Source organism: Pyramidobacter sp. CG50-2 (genome assembly GCF_003612005.1).
Classification (GTDB): Bacteria; Synergistota; Synergistia; order Synergistales; family Dethiosulfovibrionaceae; genus Pyramidobacter.
The window spans coordinates 1-16,611 of sequence record NZ_RAWT01000007.1 but is presented as its reverse complement, the minus strand read 5'-3'; the positions used below and the strand labels follow the sequence as shown (position 1 = coordinate 16,611).

The 16,611-nt window shown below is 61.1% G+C and carries 15 protein-coding genes; 4 read left to right on the top strand and 11 right to left on the bottom strand.

Annotated elements, in window-relative coordinates:
- Positions 1 to 40 precede the first annotated feature (40 nt).
- The 4 genes from D7D26_RS02420 to proB all read right to left on the bottom strand — a co-directional run bounded on the left by D7D26_RS02420 (position 41) and on the right by proB (position 5,163).
- Positions 41 to 1,192 carry a hypothetical protein gene (locus tag D7D26_RS02420; RefSeq protein ID WP_120371886.1) on the bottom strand — a complete coding sequence of 384 codons (1,152 nt, stop codon included), beginning with the start codon at positions 1,190 to 1,192 and terminating at the stop codon, positions 41 to 43.
- A gap of 179 nt (positions 1,193 to 1,371) precedes the next feature.
- Positions 1,372 to 2,733 (bottom strand): MATE family efflux transporter, encoded by a 1,362-nt coding sequence (locus D7D26_RS02415; RefSeq protein ID WP_158606239.1) that lies wholly within the window; start codon positions 2,731 to 2,733, stop codon positions 1,372 to 1,374.
- A 27-nt stretch (positions 2,734 to 2,760) separates the two neighbouring features.
- Entirely contained in the window at positions 2,761 to 4,014 is a 1,254-nt protein-coding gene (locus D7D26_RS02410) for a glutamate-5-semialdehyde dehydrogenase (RefSeq protein ID WP_078016105.1), read from the bottom strand.
- A gap of 30 nt (positions 4,015 to 4,044) precedes the next feature.
- Positions 4,045 to 5,163: a glutamate 5-kinase gene (proB, locus tag D7D26_RS02405; RefSeq protein WP_120371884.1), complete on the bottom strand. Its 1,119-nt coding sequence runs from the start codon at positions 5,161 to 5,163 to the stop codon at positions 4,045 to 4,047.
- Positions 5,164 to 5,410: 247 nt separating this feature from the next.
- Here proB and trxA point away from each other — a divergent pair, with 247 nt between their 5' ends.
- A complete protein-coding gene (trxA, locus tag D7D26_RS02400) occupies positions 5,411 to 5,719 on the top strand; it encodes a thioredoxin (protein WP_120371883.1) in 309 nt (102 codons plus the stop codon).
- 85 nt (positions 5,720 to 5,804) lie between these two features.
- Here the strand turns inward: trxA and D7D26_RS02395 are convergent, their stop codons facing one another.
- From D7D26_RS02395 to D7D26_RS02370, 6 genes are all read right to left on the bottom strand, one after another.
- On the bottom strand, positions 5,805 to 6,461 hold the full coding sequence (locus D7D26_RS02395; protein ID WP_233543431.1) for a Crp/Fnr family transcriptional regulator: 657 nt from the start codon (positions 6,459 to 6,461) through the stop codon (positions 5,805 to 5,807).
- An 89-nt stretch (positions 6,462 to 6,550) separates the two neighbouring features.
- Positions 6,551 to 8,875, bottom strand: coding sequence for an ATP-dependent Clp protease ATP-binding subunit (locus D7D26_RS02390; RefSeq protein WP_120371881.1), 2,325 nt, complete (start codon positions 8,873 to 8,875; stop codon positions 6,551 to 6,553).
- 40 nt (positions 8,876 to 8,915) lie between these two features.
- Positions 8,916 to 9,413, bottom strand: a complete 498-nt coding sequence (locus tag D7D26_RS02385; protein WP_078016101.1) for a CtsR family transcriptional regulator — start codon at positions 9,411 to 9,413, stop codon at positions 8,916 to 8,918.
- An 80-nt stretch (positions 9,414 to 9,493) separates the two neighbouring features.
- Positions 9,494 to 10,093 carry a glycerol-3-phosphate 1-O-acyltransferase PlsY gene (plsY, locus tag D7D26_RS02380; protein ID WP_078016163.1) on the bottom strand — a complete coding sequence of 200 codons (600 nt, stop codon included), beginning with the start codon at positions 10,091 to 10,093 and terminating at the stop codon, positions 9,494 to 9,496.
- 130 nt (positions 10,094 to 10,223) lie between these two features.
- A complete protein-coding gene (locus tag D7D26_RS02375) occupies positions 10,224 to 12,275 on the bottom strand; it encodes an acetate--CoA ligase family protein (protein ID WP_120371880.1) in 2,052 nt (683 codons plus the stop codon).
- 173 nt (positions 12,276 to 12,448) lie between these two features.
- A complete protein-coding gene (locus tag D7D26_RS02370) occupies positions 12,449 to 12,787 on the bottom strand; it encodes an HU family DNA-binding protein (RefSeq protein WP_009163544.1) in 339 nt (112 codons plus the stop codon).
- Positions 12,788 to 13,073: 286 nt separating this feature from the next.
- Here D7D26_RS02370 and D7D26_RS02365 point away from each other — a divergent pair, with 286 nt between their 5' ends.
- Positions 13,074 to 13,433 (top strand): VOC family protein, encoded by a 360-nt coding sequence (locus D7D26_RS02365; RefSeq protein WP_158606238.1) that lies wholly within the window; start codon positions 13,074 to 13,076, stop codon positions 13,431 to 13,433.
- 62 nt (positions 13,434 to 13,495) lie between these two features.
- Here the strand turns inward: D7D26_RS02365 and D7D26_RS02360 are convergent, their stop codons facing one another.
- On the bottom strand, positions 13,496 to 13,951 hold the full coding sequence (locus D7D26_RS02360; protein WP_078016098.1) for an RrF2 family transcriptional regulator: 456 nt from the start codon (positions 13,949 to 13,951) through the stop codon (positions 13,496 to 13,498).
- 468 nt (positions 13,952 to 14,419) lie between these two features.
- Here D7D26_RS02360 and D7D26_RS02355 point away from each other — a divergent pair, with 468 nt between their 5' ends.
- The gene (locus D7D26_RS02355; protein ID WP_120371878.1) at positions 14,420 to 15,829 is read left to right on the top strand and encodes an MATE family efflux transporter; all 1,410 of its coding nucleotides are present in this window, start codon (positions 14,420 to 14,422) and stop codon (positions 15,827 to 15,829) included.
- Positions 15,826 to 16,338, top strand: coding sequence for a GxxExxY protein (locus tag D7D26_RS02350; RefSeq protein ID WP_120371877.1), 513 nt, complete (start codon positions 15,826 to 15,828; stop codon positions 16,336 to 16,338). The genes D7D26_RS02355 and D7D26_RS02350 overlap by 4 nt, the downstream gene beginning before the upstream one ends.
- The last annotated feature ends 273 nt before the right edge of the window (positions 16,339 to 16,611 follow it).

The following is a 16,611-nucleotide window of genomic DNA, read 5'->3' as shown; positions in this document are numbered from 1 at the left end:
CTTCCCATCAGGGGAGTCCGGTCCCGTTTTCTCTGCGAAGCTATTTTTGCTGCAGGCGGCGCGTGATCTCGTCGAACTCGCGGCGCACGCCCGAACTGTCGAAAGCTTGGATCTCCGGCAGCTGCATCGCCGCCAGCATGTCGAACAGCTGCATGCCCGACTGGATCACCGCGTTCATGTCGCTGATGTGCTGCACCGTCGCGTAGGTGTTGGCCGCCACCTCGCGGTCGCGTTCGATGCTGCGGATGCAGTTCTGCATGCTTGTCTTCTGGTTGTCCAGCAGTTTCAAATATTGTTCGGCCGCTTTCACCGTCATCTCGTTGGAGGCGGCGTTGCTGCGGAAGATCGCCTTCTGATCCGCCGAGAAATCGTTGCGGTCCAGCGCCGCACGGGCTTCCTTCAGGCTGGCGGCGGCGCCTTCGGAAATCTTCTTCACCTGCGGCCGCCATTCGCCGTCGATCTTGTTCACGAACCCGTACTGCGTGTCCAGCAGCACGTCGATCAGCGTCACGTACATGCCATAATATTTGCGGGCGATGGACGTGTCGTCCTTGTTCTGCGCCATAAGCTGCGTCAGCTGCGCCGTGACGCCCTTGACGTTCTCGAAGATCACGGCGTTGCGCAGCAGGCTGTCGCCGACCACCGACGAGAACAGCACGTCGGCCTGCGCGTCGGTCAGCTTCAGTCCCCAGCCGCGCAGCTCCGCCGCGATTGCGTCGCGGATCTGCGCCAGCTCGTCGCGTAGACGTTTGACGTCCTTCTCGGCCTCGGCGATCGTTTCATCGCAGTCCTTCACCGTCTTCACAAACGGATTGTAGGACTTCTGCGGCGCCCCGATACGCTTGTTCTTGTATTCCTCGATCCTCTGATACAGCCGGGGCAGACGCTCTTTGATCTCCTCGGAACGGTCCACCAACTTGAGCGTCTCCGAGGACAGCAGAATCCCCTGAGCCCGGCGCAGCAGCTTGGCAATCTTGGCGCCCGTCTTCTGCTGGTCGGCGCCCAGCCAGGAACTTTCCGGCAAACGTTTTTGCTTCTCGCGCAGGGTCGTAGCCTCGTCAAGAGTCCCCGTCAGATTTTCCCATTCCGACATCACCGCCTCCGGCAGCGCGGCGCAAGTCCGCTCCGCCATGACCGCGCCGGCCATCCACAGCAGCACGGCCATCCACAGCGCGCCCTTGAAAGCTTTCATCCCTTCCGTACCCTCCTTGGATTCCCACGGGTGATCTTGTGTATCGCGCCCTTTTCATACAGGAAATCTGCGCTGATGTCAATGACGATTTGCACAATATCCTAAAGTCCACCGAAAAAAACGAGACGGGCCGACGCCAAAGTTCCCTTTGCTCCGCACCGAGCGAGGGGACGCGCTTTTCAGGCACGCTGGAGCCGCCCGTCGATCTGCCGCAACCGGCGGTACGAGAGGGCGCTGAGCACGAAGAAAATCAGCAGCCAGCCGGCCGCCGTGGCATGGGCGATGGCCGAGATGCCCAGCGACGGCACCAGCCAGAACGAGAGAATCACGCGTACGACGATCTGCAGCAGCGAGACGATCATCACGATGCGAAATTCGCCCAGCCCGCGAAAGAAACTCTGCATCACCACGTCGACGGCGCTGAGGGCGAGGTAAACCGCTTGAGGCCTCAGATAAAGGCTGCCTGCCTGGACAATCACCGGGTTGGAACCGCCGGGCACGAAAATCCCCATGATCGCCGCGGCGTTCAGAAACAGGAGCGTGCAGGCCACGGTCACGTACGCCAGATTCATCGCAAGCCCCGCTCGGAATCCGGCCCGCACGCGTTCCGCGTGCCCCGCCCCCACGTTCTGAGCGATGAACGTCGACTCGGCCGTGGAAATGCCCTCGTAGGGCATGACCACGATCGCCTCGATGCGCGTCGCCGCGTTGTAGCCAGCCACCACGTCGGCTCCCATCGGATTGACGCAGCCCTGCGTGAGGAAACGCCCCACGTAGACGATAATGGACTGCAGCGCCGCCGCCCAGCTGTAGCTGATCGTCTGCCCCAACGCCGCGCGGTCGACGGCACAGTCGCCGCGACGAAGCGCCAGCAACGGTTCGTAACGATAAACATAATAAATGCAGGCGGCCGAGGAAAACATCTGCGACAGCACGGTGGCCAGCGCCGAACCGCGCACGCCCAGCCCCAGCGCGCCGACGAAGAGCAGATTCATGGCGATGTGCAGCGCCGACGCCGCCGCCTGAAAGACGAACGGGATCTTCGAGTTGCCGATGCCGCGCAGCACCGAGGCGTAGTAATTGTACAAAAACGAGAAGATCAGGCCGGCGAAGACGATGTTCAGATAGGCCATCGTCTCGTCGTGCAGTTCCGCCGGCGCTTTCGTCCACATCAGAACGCCGCGCGCGCCGTACAGACACAGCGCCGTCAGCCCGAGCGTGAACAGCGCGCCGAAGATCAGCGCCGTGGACATGGCTCTTTTGAGTTTTTCCGTATCGCCGGAGCCGTAGATCTGAGCGATCAGCACGGAAACGCCGGTGCACCCGCCGGCCAGGAAGAACACGACGATAAACAGAATCGGCGTGGCCACGCTGACCGCCGCCAGCGAATGGCTGCCGAGAAAACGGCCGACGATGACCGCGTCGACCGTGATGTACAACTGGAGAAAAAAATTCCCCACCATGATGGGCAGCGCAAAGAGAAAAACAGGCCGGAAAACGCCGCCCGAGAGCATCCGATTCTTTGGCTCCGCGCCTTCCATCCGGCCGCCCCCGCAGGGACTCATCGTTCAGCGCCGGACCTGGCCGCTGCCGCGGATCTTGTACTTCGTGCTGGTCAGCTGCTCGATGCCCATGGGGCCGCGGGCGTGCAGCTTCTGCGTGCTGATGCCGATTTCCGCGCCCAGGCCGAAGACGCCGCCGTCGGTAAAGCGCGTTGAAGCGTTCACGTAGACCGCCGCCGCATCGACGCGATCGAGAAACTTTTCCGCCTCGGCGTAATCGGTCGTAAGGATGCTCTCGGAATGTCCCGTGCCCCAGCGAGCGATATGCGCCAGCGCTTCGTCGAGCGAATTCACGATCTTGACCGAGAGGATCAGATCGAGGTACTCCGTCGCCCAGTCCTCATCGGCGGCCGGCTCCATATCCGCAAAGATCTCACGGGCTGCGGCGTCGCCGCGCAGTTCCACGCCGTGAGCCACCAGCGCGTTGGCCACGGCCGGCAGAACCGTCGGCGCCGCGTCTTTGTGGATCAGCAGCGTCTCCATGGCGTTGCACGCCGAAGGCCGCTGCGTCTTGGCGTTGATGACGATCGGCACGCACATCTGCGGATCGGCGGAAGCGGCGATATACGTGTGGCACACGCCGTCGCCCGTCATGATGCAGGGCACGGAACAGTGCTCGCGCACGGCTTTTTTCAGACCGCGGCCGCCGCGCGGGATCAGCACGTCCAGATCGTCCAGCTGCATCAGCGCCGTCGTCGCCTCGTGGCCGGGCACGTCGAGCAGCTGGATGCAGCTTTCGGGCAGCCCCGCGGAGGAAACGGCCTCGATCAACGCGCTGACGATCACACGGCTGGAATCCATGGCTTCGCTCCCGCCGCGCAAAATCACCGCATTGCCCGACTTGAGGCAGAGCGCTGCCGTATCAGCGGTCACGTTGGGACGCGACTCGTAAATGACGCCGATCACGCCGAGCGGCACGCGCACTTGCGCAATCTTCAGCCCGTCGGAATTGACATAACCGCGCACCGTCTGACCGATCGGATCGGGCAACGCCGCCACTTCCTCGATGCCGACCGCCATGTCTTCTACGCGCTGCTCCGTGAGTTTCAGCCGCTCCAGCATCGCCTGGCCGAGGCCGTTTTCTTCTCCGCCGCGCATGTCGCGCCCGTTGGCCTCCAGGATGTCGTCCTTATGGGCGCGCAGCGCCGTCGCCATGGCCCGCAGCGCTTCGTTTTTCTTCGCCGAACTGGCCTGTGCCAGCACGGCCGCGGAAGCGCGGGCCTTCTTTCCCATTTCATGCAAAATCAACGATGCGTCCATGATTATCCCCCATCCCTCAGACATCGAGGTCTAAAGCACCGTCAGATTATCGCGGTGAATAGCCTCGTCGAAATCCTTCGCGCCCAGCAGCGTTTCGAATTCATCGCTGCGGTGCCCCATGATCTTTTTCAGATCCCGTGAATTGAAATTCGTCAGGCCGCGGGCGATCTCCTCCCCGTCCGGAGCCAACACCGCCAACAGACGGCCGGCCTCGAATTCGCCGTTGACGGCCGTGATGCCCTTGGCCAGCAGGCTGCCGCCCTGTTCCGTCAGCGCTTTAACGGCTCCCGCGTCGATCGTCACCGACTCGAAGGGACGGTTGGCCGCGATCCACTGCTTACGCGCGTGACGGTGCTCCATCGGCGGGATGAACAGCGTGCCCAGCACTTCGCCGTCGAGGATACGGTGCAGCACGTTCTCCGCCGCGCCGGAAGCGATCACCAGCGGGATGCCCGCCGGCAGCACCATGTCGGCGGCCGTGATCTTGGTGTACATGCCGCCGGAGGACATGCTGCTGCCCTTGCTGCCCGAGTTGTCGCGGATGCTCTGCGAAACGGTGCGCACCTCGTGGATCAGCCTGGCATCTTTGTGAACGCGAGGATCGGCATCGTAGAGCCCGTCGATGTCGGAAAGGATGATCAGCAGATCGGCGCCGGCGGCGCAGGCGACCAGGGCCGATAGCGTGTCGTTGTCGCCGAATTTGAGTTCGTCCACGGCGATCGTGTCGTTCTCGTTGATCACGGGAATCACGTTCATGTCGGCGAGAGCGTGCATGGTGTTGCACAGATTGAGATAGCGCGAACGGTCGTTGAAGCCGACGCGAGTCAGCAGGATCTGCGCGGTCGTGCAGCCGTACTCGGAGAAAAGTTTTTCGTACATCTGCATCAACAGCCCCTGCCCCACCGCCGCCAACGCTTGCTTGACCGGCAGGCTGGAAGGCTTTTCCGCGTAACCGAGGCGTCCCATGCCGGCGCCGACCGCTCCTGACGAAACGAGCAGCACGTCGGTACCGCGGTTGTGAAGGTCGGCCAAAGCGCGGCAAAGCCTGTCCATGCGCTGGATATTGATTTTCCCGTTACTGTGCGTGATGGTGCTCGTGCCGACCTTGACCACCACGCGGCGACATTTTTTCAGCTCGCTGCGATCCATCGAAACGCCCCCCTCTGTTGAAACGATTGTATTTCATTTCGATCCCGAAGCGTGTGGCTTATTGTACCACGAAAAACCGGCGCCCGACGTTCCCCGAAAGCGGCGCGATTTCAGCGCGCCAAAATCACGCCGCTTCGTAACTTTATCACTGACAAAACGGGGCCTTCCCTTTATACTTAATTCAGCGATAAAAAAAGCCCGGCTCGCAGCCGGGCAACTTCAGCGATTTACAGGAGGAAACAAAGAAATGACGCCGATTGTCCTTACCAATGAAAATTTTCAGAGCGAAGTCCTTCAAAGCAGCGAACCGGTGCTGGTCGATTTCTGGGCGCCGTGGTGCGCGCCCTGCCGCGCCTTTTCGCCCGTCCTCGACGAGATCGCCGCCGAAGCCTCGGGCTTCAAAGTCGGCAAGGTCAACGTGGACGAACAGCCCGAGCTGGCGACTTCGCTCCGCATTATGAGCATCCCCACGCTGATCTTGTTCAAAAACGGGGCTCCCGCCGGCCGCACCGTCGGCGTGCAGTCGAAGGAAAACGTGCTCGCCCTGCTCAAATAAGCGGCGCGAGAAACATGCCCCGAAAACGAGCGCAAGCGCCCGGCGGACCAGTCCGCCGGGCGCTTGCGCTCTGCAATGTTCCGATTCACTTTTTTGCCGTCAGCTGCGCCAGTTTGTCCGGCGCAACCAGTTCGATGCAGCCGCGGGAAAGCCGCGCCATGCCTTCGTCCTGGAAGTAGCGCAGCATCCTCGTCACCACCTCGCGGGCCGTGCCCAGGTGGGCGGCGATCTTCTCGTGAGTGATCTTCAGCTTCCCCGTCCCTTCCAGCTCGCTTTCCTTCAGCAAAAATTCCGCCAGACGGGCGTCGAAACTTTTCCACAACACCTGTTCGACCAGCCAGAGGATATCGGACAGATGGGAAGCCGCGACCTCGCCGATGAAATTCGCGAAGACCAGCGAACGCGCCACCAGACGCTTGCATGCCGCCGGCGGGATCACCCACAGCCGCGAGTTTTTTTCCGCCTCGACGCTGACGTCGAAACGAAGTCCCGGCACGGCGCAGGTGGCCGAAAACAGGCAGATGTCGCCGGGAACAAGGCGGTGCAGCGTCAGCTCGCGCCCTTCGGGCGAGAGGATAAAAGCGCGGATCTGCCCGTCCATGACGGCGATCAGGCCGTCGCAGTCCGCCGAACCGGTATGGAGCGGCACGCCGGCCTCGACGCCGCGGACGAGCGCCGCCGCTTCCAGCTCCGTGCGCTCGCTCGCCGTCAGCCGCTCCCAGAACGGGAAACAGTCTTTCAACTCGATAGGCTCCACCTTCCTTCGCCGTTGCTGCCGGACGGCTTTGAATTTTTACAAGAAAGCCGCCGAAGTTTTTCGGCGGTTTTCGTTTACTCGGAAACTGCAGCCAACTCCCGTTTGGCGCGGCGGCGCGGCGGGCGCGCGCTGAACGCGAGCGCGTCGCCGTCAAGAACGCAGTCCACCGTGGAGCCGTCGGGCACCTCGCCGGACAGGATCAGATCGGAGAGCGGGTCTTCGATCTTCGTCTGGATCAGGCGGCGCAGCGGCCGAGCCCCCTGATTCTGAGCCGCCGCAGCCCGGAGCAGGAACTCCCGCGCGTCCTTCGCCATGGAGAGGATGATGCCGTGCTCGCCGAGGCGCGAGCGCAAGTCGAACATCATGATGTCGAACACGCGCGCCATCTCTTCGGCGCTGAGCGGATGGAAGACGAGCTGCGCGTCGAGCCGGTTGAGGAATTCGGGACGGAAGAACTCCTTCACGGCGCCGAGCAGCGCCTCCGACTGTTTCTTCTTTTCCGCTTCCGCGGAGGCGGAAAAGCCGAACCCCGCTTTCGCCGTTTCGCGCACGCCGAGGTTGCTGGTCATGATGATGACGGTGTTCTTGAAGTCGACCGTGCGTCCGTGGGCGTCGGTGAGCCGTCCCTCTTCGAGGATCTGCAGCAGCAGGTTGAACACGTCGGGATTGGCCTTTTCGATCTCGTCGAACAGCACGACCGACCAGGGATGACGGCGCACGGCCTCGGTGAGGCGGCCTTCCTCGTCGTAGCCCACGTAGCCGGGCGGCGCGCCGATCAGCTTGGCGGCCTCGTGGCGCTCCATGTACTCGCTCATGTCGAAGGCCAGCAGCGCTTTTTCGCTGCCGAACAGCGCGCGCGCCAGGCAGCGGGCCAGTTCGGTCTTGCCGACGCCGCTGGGGCCGAGGAACAAAAAGCTGCCCACGGGACGGCGCGGGTCTTTCAGGCCGCTGCGCGAACGGCGCACGGCGCGGCAGAGCGCGCTCACCGCTTCGTCCTGACCGACCAGGCGCTGGTGGATCTCCGATTCGAGGCGCAACAGACGCTGGGCTTCGTGTTCGGTCAGGGTCTTGACGGGGATGCCGCTCCACTCGGAGAGCACGCCGGCGATCTCCTCCTCGTCGACGGTCAGCCCTTCGGGGATCTGCTGTCCGTCGAGGTCAAGGCGCACTTTCGCGCCCGCTTCGTCGATCAGGTCGATAGCCTTGTCGGGCAGGCTGCGGTCGGACAGATAGCGGCTGGACAGGCGCACGGCGGCTTCCAGCGCGCCTTCGGTGTAGTGTACGCTGTGATGTTTCTCGTAGCTTTCCTTCAATCCCTGCAGGATCGCCAGCGCCGCATCCTGATCGGGCTCGCCGACCGCCACGGGCTGGAAACGCCGTTCCAGCGCCGCGTCTTTTTCGATGTTCTTCGTGTACTCGTCGCGCGTCGTCGCGCCGATGACCTGAAACTCGCCGCGGGCCAGGCTGGGCTTGAGGATGTTGGCCGCGTCCAGCGAGCCTTCGGCGCTCCCCGCGCCGACGACGGTGTGCAGCTCGTCGATGAAAAGGATCACGTTTTTGGCGGCGGTCAGCTCGTCGACGATCTTCTTCATGCGGTCCTCGAACTCGCCGCGGTACTTGGTGCCGGCCACGATCGTCCCCATGGTCAGTTCCACGACGCGCTTGCCCTTGAGCAGCGAGGGTACGGCGCCTTTTTGGATTCTGTAGGCCAGTCCTTCCACGATCGCCGTCTTGCCCACGCCGGGATCGCCGACCAGCACGGGATTGTTCTTGCGGCGGCGGCAGAGGATCTGCATCATGCGGTGCGTCTCCTGCTCGCGGCCGATCAGCGGATCCAGTTCGCCTTTGGCGGCCTTGGCCGTCAGGTCGACGCAGTACTTGTCCAGCGTCGGCGTCTTGGCGTCCGCCGCCGGACGGCCGACGGCATTCTTTTCTTCATCGGCCGCTTCCTGGCGGCTGGACTGCGCGACCAGCTGTTTTTTCAGGCCGACGCGCAGATTTTCCGTGTCAAGCCCCAGTTCCGCCAGCGCATGACAGGCTGTGCACTCCGGCGCGGACAACACGCCGAGCAACAGATGTTCGGTGCCGACGTAACTCGAATGAAGTTCGCGGGCCAGATGGATCGCCGCGTTCAGCACCCCGCGGGCCCGATCCGACAGCGGCAGGTCGACGGGCTGCGCGTACGGCGCCGCCGGCGGCCTCAGCGCGAGGATCTCGCGCGCCACGTCCTCGGCGGCCAGTCCCGCATCTTTCAGGGCCAGCGCCGCCACCGACGACTCTTCGGCGATCAGGCCGATCATCAGATGTTCCGTGCCGATAAATGCGTGTCCAAGGCGCAGTGCCTCACGATGCGCGATCTGGATCACGCGTTTGCTTCGTTCCGTAAAAAATTGCCACAAGGCACTCCCCTCCTTGATTTCTCCGAACGATTTTCAAAACTTAGGCCAAATCGAGGCCGCAGAGCATTTTCTTGAGCATCTCGGCCGCCAGTAAACTTTTCTTGTAAGGCGACACGTCGAACATGTTGTCGCACAGTTCGCTGATATGGCGCAACGAAATTTCGATCAGCAGGCGCTCGCGGGCGTTGATCATGCCGCGAGCCTGGAGAGAACACAAGAGGCGTTTCGCGTCCGCCTCGGAAATGGAATCGCCGACGATCTTGACGATGTGCCGAGCGCGCTCTTCGGGCATGTCGTAGCTGATCTTCATGATGCGGATATAACCATGTCCGCCGCGCTGGCTTTCTACGATATAGCCGCGTTCGGGCGTGAAGCGGCTCCGCAGCACGTAATTGATCTGGCTGGGAACGCAGCCGAAGCGCTCCGCCACGTCTTTGCGGCGCAGCGAAACACGTTCGGCGTCGGCGGCGCGGTCCTGCTCTTCCTGTTCGAAAAGTTCGTTGATATAGCTTTCGATGACCTCAGTCAAACTGCTCATGTCAGGCTTCCTCCGTTCCATCCATCAGAACTGGAACGATTGTAGCTTATTGGTCAAATATAGTCAAGAACTGGTCAGATTTATTTCTGACCAACTTTATTTTCCGTGCCGCCGGCCAGACGCCTCAGGTTGGCGCGGTGACGCCACAGCGACAGCGCCGCCAGCACCAGCGCGAGGATCACGAAAGCGCGGTGAAGCCCGAAAAAGTAAAAAGATCCGGCGATGAACAGCAGCGCCGCCAACGAAGCCACGGAAACGTAACGCGTGGCTTTCATGATCAGGAACCAGAGAGCGCCGCCCAGCAGCACCGCCGCGCACGACGGCCACATCTGCACGAAAAACAGCGTGCCCAGCGTCGTGGCCACGCCCTTGCCGCCGTGAAATCCGAGCCAGACGGGATAGTTATGCCCGCACACGGCGGCGAAAGCCGCCGCCGCCACCGCCGCGTCGCTGCCGCCGAAAGCGCGGCACAGCATCACGACGGCGCCGCCCTTGAGCATGTCCGCGAGCGTCACGAGCACGGCCCATTTTTTCCCCATCACACGGCCCACGTTGGTGCCGCCGGTATTTCCCGAGCCGAACGTGCGGATGTCCTCGCCTCTTATGATCTTGACCGCGAGATACCCTGTGGGGAACGAGCCGAAAAGATAACCGATTGCCGCCCAAAGCGCCAGTTCCATGCTGTTTTTCTCCTCTTGATGTTTTTTTATCGGCGTTTCGCCCCCGGCGGAAGCGGACGCGCGGAAAACCGTGGGGTTCTTTATAAAATACGTTCCCGCAGCAGACCGCACTTCGTAAATTTCCGCCGGCTCAGTCCCGCGCTTTTTGTCGCCGCAGCGCAAACGCGTCGGCGATCTCCGCGCCGAGTCCTTTCGGACGGACAAAGATCGGATTGATGTCCAGCAGCTCGATGTCCGGCTCCGCACAGCCTATCTGCGACAGCGTGACGATCTGCTGCGCCAGCGCTTCCACGTCCATGGGCGTGCCGAACCATTCGCCGGAGATGAGCGGATACCCCTTGAGGCTTGCGATCATATCCATGGCCGTTTCCAGCGAAACCGGCGCCACGCGCAGCGAAATGTCTTTCATCAGACCGTAATAGGCGCCGCCCAGCGCTACGGCCACGACCGGTCCGAAGAGCGGGTCGCGCTTGATGCCGATCATGCACTCGATGCCGTCGGTGATCATCTTCTGAGCCACCACGCCCTGGATCTCCGCTCCGGCATGGACGCGGCTGGTGCGTTCGAGGATGCGGCCGTAGGCGTTGCGCAGCTCTTCCTCGGTACGCAGATTCAACGCTACGGCGCGGGCCTGCTGCTTGCTGGCAAAGGACGGCGAAACCACCTTCAACACCAGCGGGAAACCGATGCTGCGCGCCGTCTCCAGCACTTCCGCCACCGAAACGCAGAGACGGTGCCTGACCGTCTTCAGCCCGTAGGCTTCGACCAGCGCCACGGCGTCGCGCTCGCTCAGGCGCAGCGGGCAGCGTTCGAGGAACGGATGCCGCGCCGGCTTGCAGAGTTCGCTCATCGGGCGGATATCGCGGCCGATGCGCCAGAGGCTGGACAGGGCTTCGGCAACGCGGCGCGGGCTGCTGAACAGCGGCACGCCATCCGCGTTCATACGCCTTACCATGTCGTCGAGCGGACGCCAGCGGCTCAGGCAGCAGCAGGCCAGCGTCCTGCCGCCGCGGCGGTGCATCGTGCCCATGGCGCGGGCGAGACGCTCGCCCTGAGCGGCCGTCAGCGAACCGGTAATGACGAGGATCATGTCGCATTCGCCGCTGTCCTGCAGCGTGCGGAGGATCCGTCCCAGCATCCCCTCGCGGTTGATCGCCTGTTCTGACAGATCGGCGGGGTTGGCGGCGTTGGCCCATTGGGGCAGCAGAGCCTGGATCTTTTCTTTCAGCGCGGGCGAAAACTCGACCACGTCCAGCCCGGCTTCGCGGCACTGATCGCCCTGCATCATCGCCAGTCCTTCGGACAGCGCCAGCACCGCCACACGGTTGCCCTGCGGCGGCACCCCCAGCGAGGACAGCTTGCCGAGATCGACGATCTGCTGCGCGTCACGCAGCAGCACCACGCCGAACTGACCGGCCACCGACTCCCACATGATCGAGTCGGTCCAGGCCGCGTCGTCATGACGCCGCGCCAGACGGTCGCGAAACGCCTCGTTCACGCCGCTTCGCAGCAGCACCACCGGCAGCCGGCGCTCCGCCGCACGCGAGGCCATGGCGAGAAAGTCGCGTCCCCGCGTCAACGATTCGAAGCTGAGGATCAACAGCGTCGTCGTCGGATCGCCGATGGCCGCTTCCATGCAGCGCAGCAATTCGCCGTCGCTGTCGGCGCAGTTGCCGAGAGAAACGACGCGGCGAAAGCGGACGCCCGCCTCCACCGCCATGGCATAGAGCGAAAACGGCACCGTGCCGCCCTGAGCGATCAGCGTCACATGCCGTTCCTGCGGTTGACTGTCGGGCATTCGCACGGCCGCCGACCAGCACAGCGCCAGCCGCCGTTCCCAGTCGAAAAATCCCTGGCTGCCCGGCCCCAGCGCCCGGCCGCCGGCGGCTCGATATTCCCGCAGCAGCTGCCGCTCTTCTTCGCGCTCAAGACGCGGGCAGCCGATGATCACAAAACCGATCCGCCGCTCGAGGCATTGTTTCAACAGCGGCGCGCAGTTCGTGCAGCCCGGCGAGATCATGACCACGTTGATTTTTTCGTCGGGCCATTCGGCCGCCGCGGCGCTCTCGCGGCACACCGCGAAGAAATCCCCGCGCCCCAGGTCGCTCATCAGCGCCAGCGGGCGCAGATCGGTCCCCGTGCCGTCTCCGTCGCCGACGATCAACAGTCCGCGGTCCCACATAGCGATTCCTCCTTGCGTTCTTCATGACGTGAAGATTATATCCCATCGCCCAAATCCTGTGAAGTTTGCGCCGCCGCGGCGCCATCCGCGCCCGACGAATTAAAAAGAGCGCCCCGGCAAAACCGGAACGCTCTTTTTCGCTTGGACTGATGAAACCTTGGTTGAGGGAGAGATTACTTCTTGCCCTTCTTGGCAGCCTTGGGAGCGGGCTTCTTGGCAGCTTTCTTGGCGACGGTGGCGTCGACGGCCTCGCGCAGAAGCTTGCCGGCCTTGAACACAGGTACTTTCTTGGCGGGGATGTGGACAGTCTTGGAAGGATCCTGAGGATTGCGGCCCGTACGAGCGCTGCGCTGACGTACTTCGAAAGTGCCGAAGCCCACGATCTGGACCTTGCCCTGCTTCTGCAGCGTGTCCTTCACGCCTTCGAGCATGGCGGCCACCGCGTTGGCAGCGTCGACCTTCCGAAGATTCGTCTTTTCCCTTACGAACTCAACCAATTCAGCCTTTGTCATTTTTCAGACACCTCCACACAGGATTTGGTACTCAACGATGTGAGTATATCACAGCATTCGCGCCTGACAAGCCCCCCAACAGCGGATTTCTGCTGATTTCGCGTTCTGAAACGGGCTCCCTCATGGCTTGCGAAAGGGGCATAATACAAATTTTTGCAGTAAAAGCCATTTCTAAAAGCATATACGGCTCTTCCTGATACTGCAAAACGAGAAAATTTCTGCTATGATAAAGAACATCGAAAAAACTTCATTTTTTTTGCTTTTTCATGAAGGAGGACGGTTGCTCATGTATTCAATGGCTCACGTCGGGATCCGCGTGCAGGATCTTCATCGGTCGCTTCACTTCTATGTCGATGCCCTCGGCGGCATGAAGGACAAGGAGTTCCAAATGCCTTCGGGATCCCATCTGGTCTTCGTCAGGTTTGCGGACTTCGCCGTCGAGCTGATCTGCAAGCCCGGCGACGACCGCGTTCCGGGGCGCAACCACGTGGCGATTTCCGTGCCGTCCATGGAAGACGCCCTCCGGCGCCTCGGCAGCTGCGGCTTTGCCGCCGGCCCCGTCAGTCCTATGGGGGACCATGCCCGCAATTGCTTTCTCAACGGCCCCGACGGCGAGATCATCGAATTTTGTGAAGGGAGCCTGTAGCTGCTTATCCAACAAAGAATCCCTGTCCGCCAGACAGGGATTCCGTCATTCGCTCCGCCGCGTCATTGCCGGTTTTCGGCCCGCGTTTTTCCCATCTCTTCTTCGTAGTTCCGGATCAAACTGCCGACTGTCGTTTCCTCAGCTATCTTGTTCACCATGAAATTAAGATTCTGCCAGAAATGGGAAGAAGCGCAGACATGACCGCGCTGATGCGCCAACTCACATCCCTCAGGCGTGGTGCATTCGGGAAAAACGATCTGTTCGCCAGCAGCCCTCAGCACTTCGGCAACCGTGATCGTATCAGGGTCGCGAACCAATTCATAGCCGCCGCGGGCGCCCCTGTAACTGCGCAGGATCCCGGCGCGGCGCAGCTTGGATACCAGCTGCTCCAGATACGTGTCGGAAAGATTCTCGGCCTTGGCCACGTCGCTGACGCTGACCGGCAGCCCGCTCCGGGCCATTTCGGAGATAGCGATGACCGCGCGCAGTCCGTAATGAGCCCTTGTTGAAACTTTCATTGAAAAGAACCTCCGTCTCTGTCGGGTTCGACAAATTCCATCGGATAAAAATCCGTAACGTGCCTCTCGGACAAATTGAACATCTTTTATTTATACGTACAGTGTCGCTAAACTATATCACAAAAACGTCTGACAGTATAGACAGGAATTCAGTTGTCCTCTCAAATAGGCCGCCATCCCAAGTTTCGAAAAGATCGAACGATTTTTTCGAGCGCCGCGGTGCGAAGCACTGCATTTTCAACGATGCGCTTTGATTGAGAATAATATCATACTTTTTCTTGATTAAAAAGCCGAACGCAGGGGCGCGGCGAGGAAAATTCACAACGCACGCCGCGCAGCAGCCGAGATCGTCCCGAGCGGCTGAACTTCCTCACAGCGCCCAGCAAACCATGGTAATACTTCCTATGCAAGAATCAGTTTCGGATTACCGACACTTCAGCGAGATCGTTTAAGGAGCCCTGACCTACCATGAACAACTTCCCCGATGCCGCCCAGCAGCAGTTCATCAAGATGACTCAGTCGCCTCTGCGGCCTCTGATTCTCGGCTTGGCCATGCCAACCATCTGCAGCATGCTGATCACTTCCTTTTACAACATGGCCGACACGTTCTTCGTGGCCCGTATCGGCACCAGCGCCGCCGGCGCCGTCGGCGTGGTCTATTCGCTGATGGCGATCATTCAGGCGATCGGTTTCATGTTCGGCATGGGAGCCGGCAGCATCGCCTCGCGGCGTCTGGGCGAACGGAAAGACGACGAGGCCCGAACAGCCACCTCGTCGGCGTTTTTCGCCGCGCTCGCGTTCGGCCTGCTGGTCGCCGCCGGCGGGCTGATCTGGCTGGATCCTTTTATGAGGCTGCTCGGATCGACGGAGACCATTCTGCCCTTCGCGCGTCAATACGCCCGCTGGATCCTGATCGGCGCTCCGCTGATGACGACGTCTTTCGTGATGAATACCAATCTGCGTTCCGAAGGCAAGGCTTTCTTCGCCATGCTCGGCATCGTCACCGGCGGGCTGCTGAACGTGGTGCTGGATCCGCTGTTCATCTTCACGTTCAAAATGGGCATCGCCGGCGCCGCCATCGCCACCGTGCTGAGCCAGTGCGTCAGTTTCTCCATTCTGATGTCGCACTTCATTTTCAAACGCACGGTGCTGCGCATCAGCCCGCGGTATGTGTCCCGTTCGCCCGCCTTTTACGGTCTGATCGTCCGCACCGGCATGCCGACGCTGTTTCGCCAGGGCATGGCTTCGCTGGCCAGTATCGCGCTCAACACCAGCGCCGCCGTCTACGGCGACGCCGCGCTCGCGGCCATGGCCATCGTCATGCGCGTGTCCATGTTCATCGGTTCCATCTTGATCGGCTTCGGGCAGGGTTTCCAGCCCGTGGCCGGCTACAACTTCGGCGCCAAGCGCTACGACCGCGTCATCGAAGCGTATAAATTCTGCGTCCGTACCGGCCTGATCGTGCTGACATGTCTGGCGGCGTTCTTTTTCGTCTTTGCGCCGCAGGTCATCGCCCTGTTTCAAAATACCGATCCGCGCGTTTCTGAGATCGGCTCCTTCGCCTTCCGCGCCCACTGTGTGACGCTCGTCACCCTGCCCGTGACCGCTCTCACCGACATGCTGTTCCAGGTCACCGGGCGCTACAAAGAAGCGTCGTTCCTTTCCGGCGCCCGGCGCGGCTTCTTCTTTATCCCCTGCGTCATCATACTGCCCCGCTTCATCGGCCTCACCGGCATCCAAATCAGCCAGCCCGTCGCCGACGTCCTCTGCGCCTGTTTCTCCATCCCCCTCGTCAGAAATTACCTCAACTGGATGCGCGCGCAGACTTCCGCAGTGAGAACAAATTCCACCACGGAGCAACGGAGAATCGGAGAATGACAAACTCTAGGTTGCACGTGATTTCCCCTGCTCTCAACTCTTTATGTGATGAAATCGTCAACGGGGTATTTGCCGTACATAAATCTCCGGGCCCCGGACTTCTGCAGCGAGTTTATCAGACCCGCCTCGCTCACGAGCTCCAATTGCGACGCCTCAAAGTTGAAACTGAAGTTCCCGTCAATTTCACATTCAAGCAGCTTCAGGTCAACGACGCCTACCGTTTGGACACGCTCATCAACGACCAAGTCATCATCGAACTCAAAGCCGTAGAAAGTCTTTTACCGGTTCATACCGCACAGCTTCTTTCATATATGAAACTCACGGGAAAGACTTTGGGGTATCTCATCAATTTCAACGTTTCTCTGAATAAAAGACGGTATTCATCGTCTGCTCCTTCCCTATTCAGCTCGACTTCCGCGGACAATATCACAATAAGCGTAATATTCTCTTTGCATTGCTCCGCTTCGCCGCTTCTCCGCGGTGGGTTTCGTTTTAAGGACTGTCAATAGCCAATAAAAATGTCACCATAACTGCTCATTAAAAAAGTCACCCCCTCACACTCTCATCACAGCAAGACACCTCGAAAGAACTCCCCATCGTGCCGCCATAACAACGTCTACGCGAACGTACATTTATCCCGACATGTGCTATGATATCCCTGCCTTTTGACGACGCCACGCCGCCAAGGGTGGTCCGGAGCGGGCTTGTGCGCTTTCACAAGCCCGCTTTTCCGTTTCTTTGCCGATGCCTCATCGGAGTCGACTCGTTTTTGACTTTCAACC

Excerpts from the sequence above, each read along its gene's own strand:
- D7D26_RS02415 (WP_158606239.1), bottom strand. The coding sequence starts at position 2,733 with ATGGAAGGCGCGGAGCCAAAGAATCGGATGCTCTCGGGCGGCGTTTTC.
- proB (WP_120371884.1), bottom strand. The coding sequence starts at position 5,163 with ATGGATCGCAGCGAGCTGAAAAAATGTCGCCGCGTGGTGGTCAAGGTC.
- D7D26_RS02365 (WP_158606238.1), top strand. The coding sequence starts at position 13,074 with ATGTATTCAATGGCTCACGTCGGGATCCGCGTGCAGGATCTTCATCGG.
- D7D26_RS02375 (WP_120371880.1), bottom strand. The coding sequence starts at position 12,275 with ATGTGGGACCGCGGACTGTTGATCGTCGGCGACGGAGACGGCACGGGG.
- D7D26_RS02370 (WP_009163544.1), bottom strand. The coding sequence starts at position 12,787 with ATGACAAAGGCTGAATTGGTTGAGTTCGTAAGGGAAAAGACGAATCTT.
- trxA (WP_120371883.1), top strand. The coding sequence starts at position 5,411 with ATGACGCCGATTGTCCTTACCAATGAAAATTTTCAGAGCGAAGTCCTT.
- D7D26_RS02350 (WP_120371877.1), top strand. The coding sequence starts at position 15,826 with ATGACAAACTCTAGGTTGCACGTGATTTCCCCTGCTCTCAACTCTTTA.
- D7D26_RS02385 (WP_078016101.1), bottom strand. The coding sequence starts at position 9,413 with ATGAGCAGTTTGACTGAGGTCATCGAAAGCTATATCAACGAACTTTTC.
- D7D26_RS02360 (WP_078016098.1), bottom strand. The coding sequence starts at position 13,951 with ATGAAAGTTTCAACAAGGGCTCATTACGGACTGCGCGCGGTCATCGCT.
- D7D26_RS02355 (WP_120371878.1), top strand. The coding sequence starts at position 14,420 with ATGAACAACTTCCCCGATGCCGCCCAGCAGCAGTTCATCAAGATGACT.
- plsY (WP_078016163.1), bottom strand. The coding sequence starts at position 10,093 with ATGGAACTGGCGCTTTGGGCGGCAATCGGTTATCTTTTCGGCTCGTTC.
- D7D26_RS02410 (WP_078016105.1), bottom strand. The coding sequence starts at position 4,014 with ATGGACGCATCGTTGATTTTGCATGAAATGGGAAAGAAGGCCCGCGCT.
- D7D26_RS02420 (WP_120371886.1), bottom strand. The coding sequence starts at position 1,192 with ATGAAAGCTTTCAAGGGCGCGCTGTGGATGGCCGTGCTGCTGTGGATG.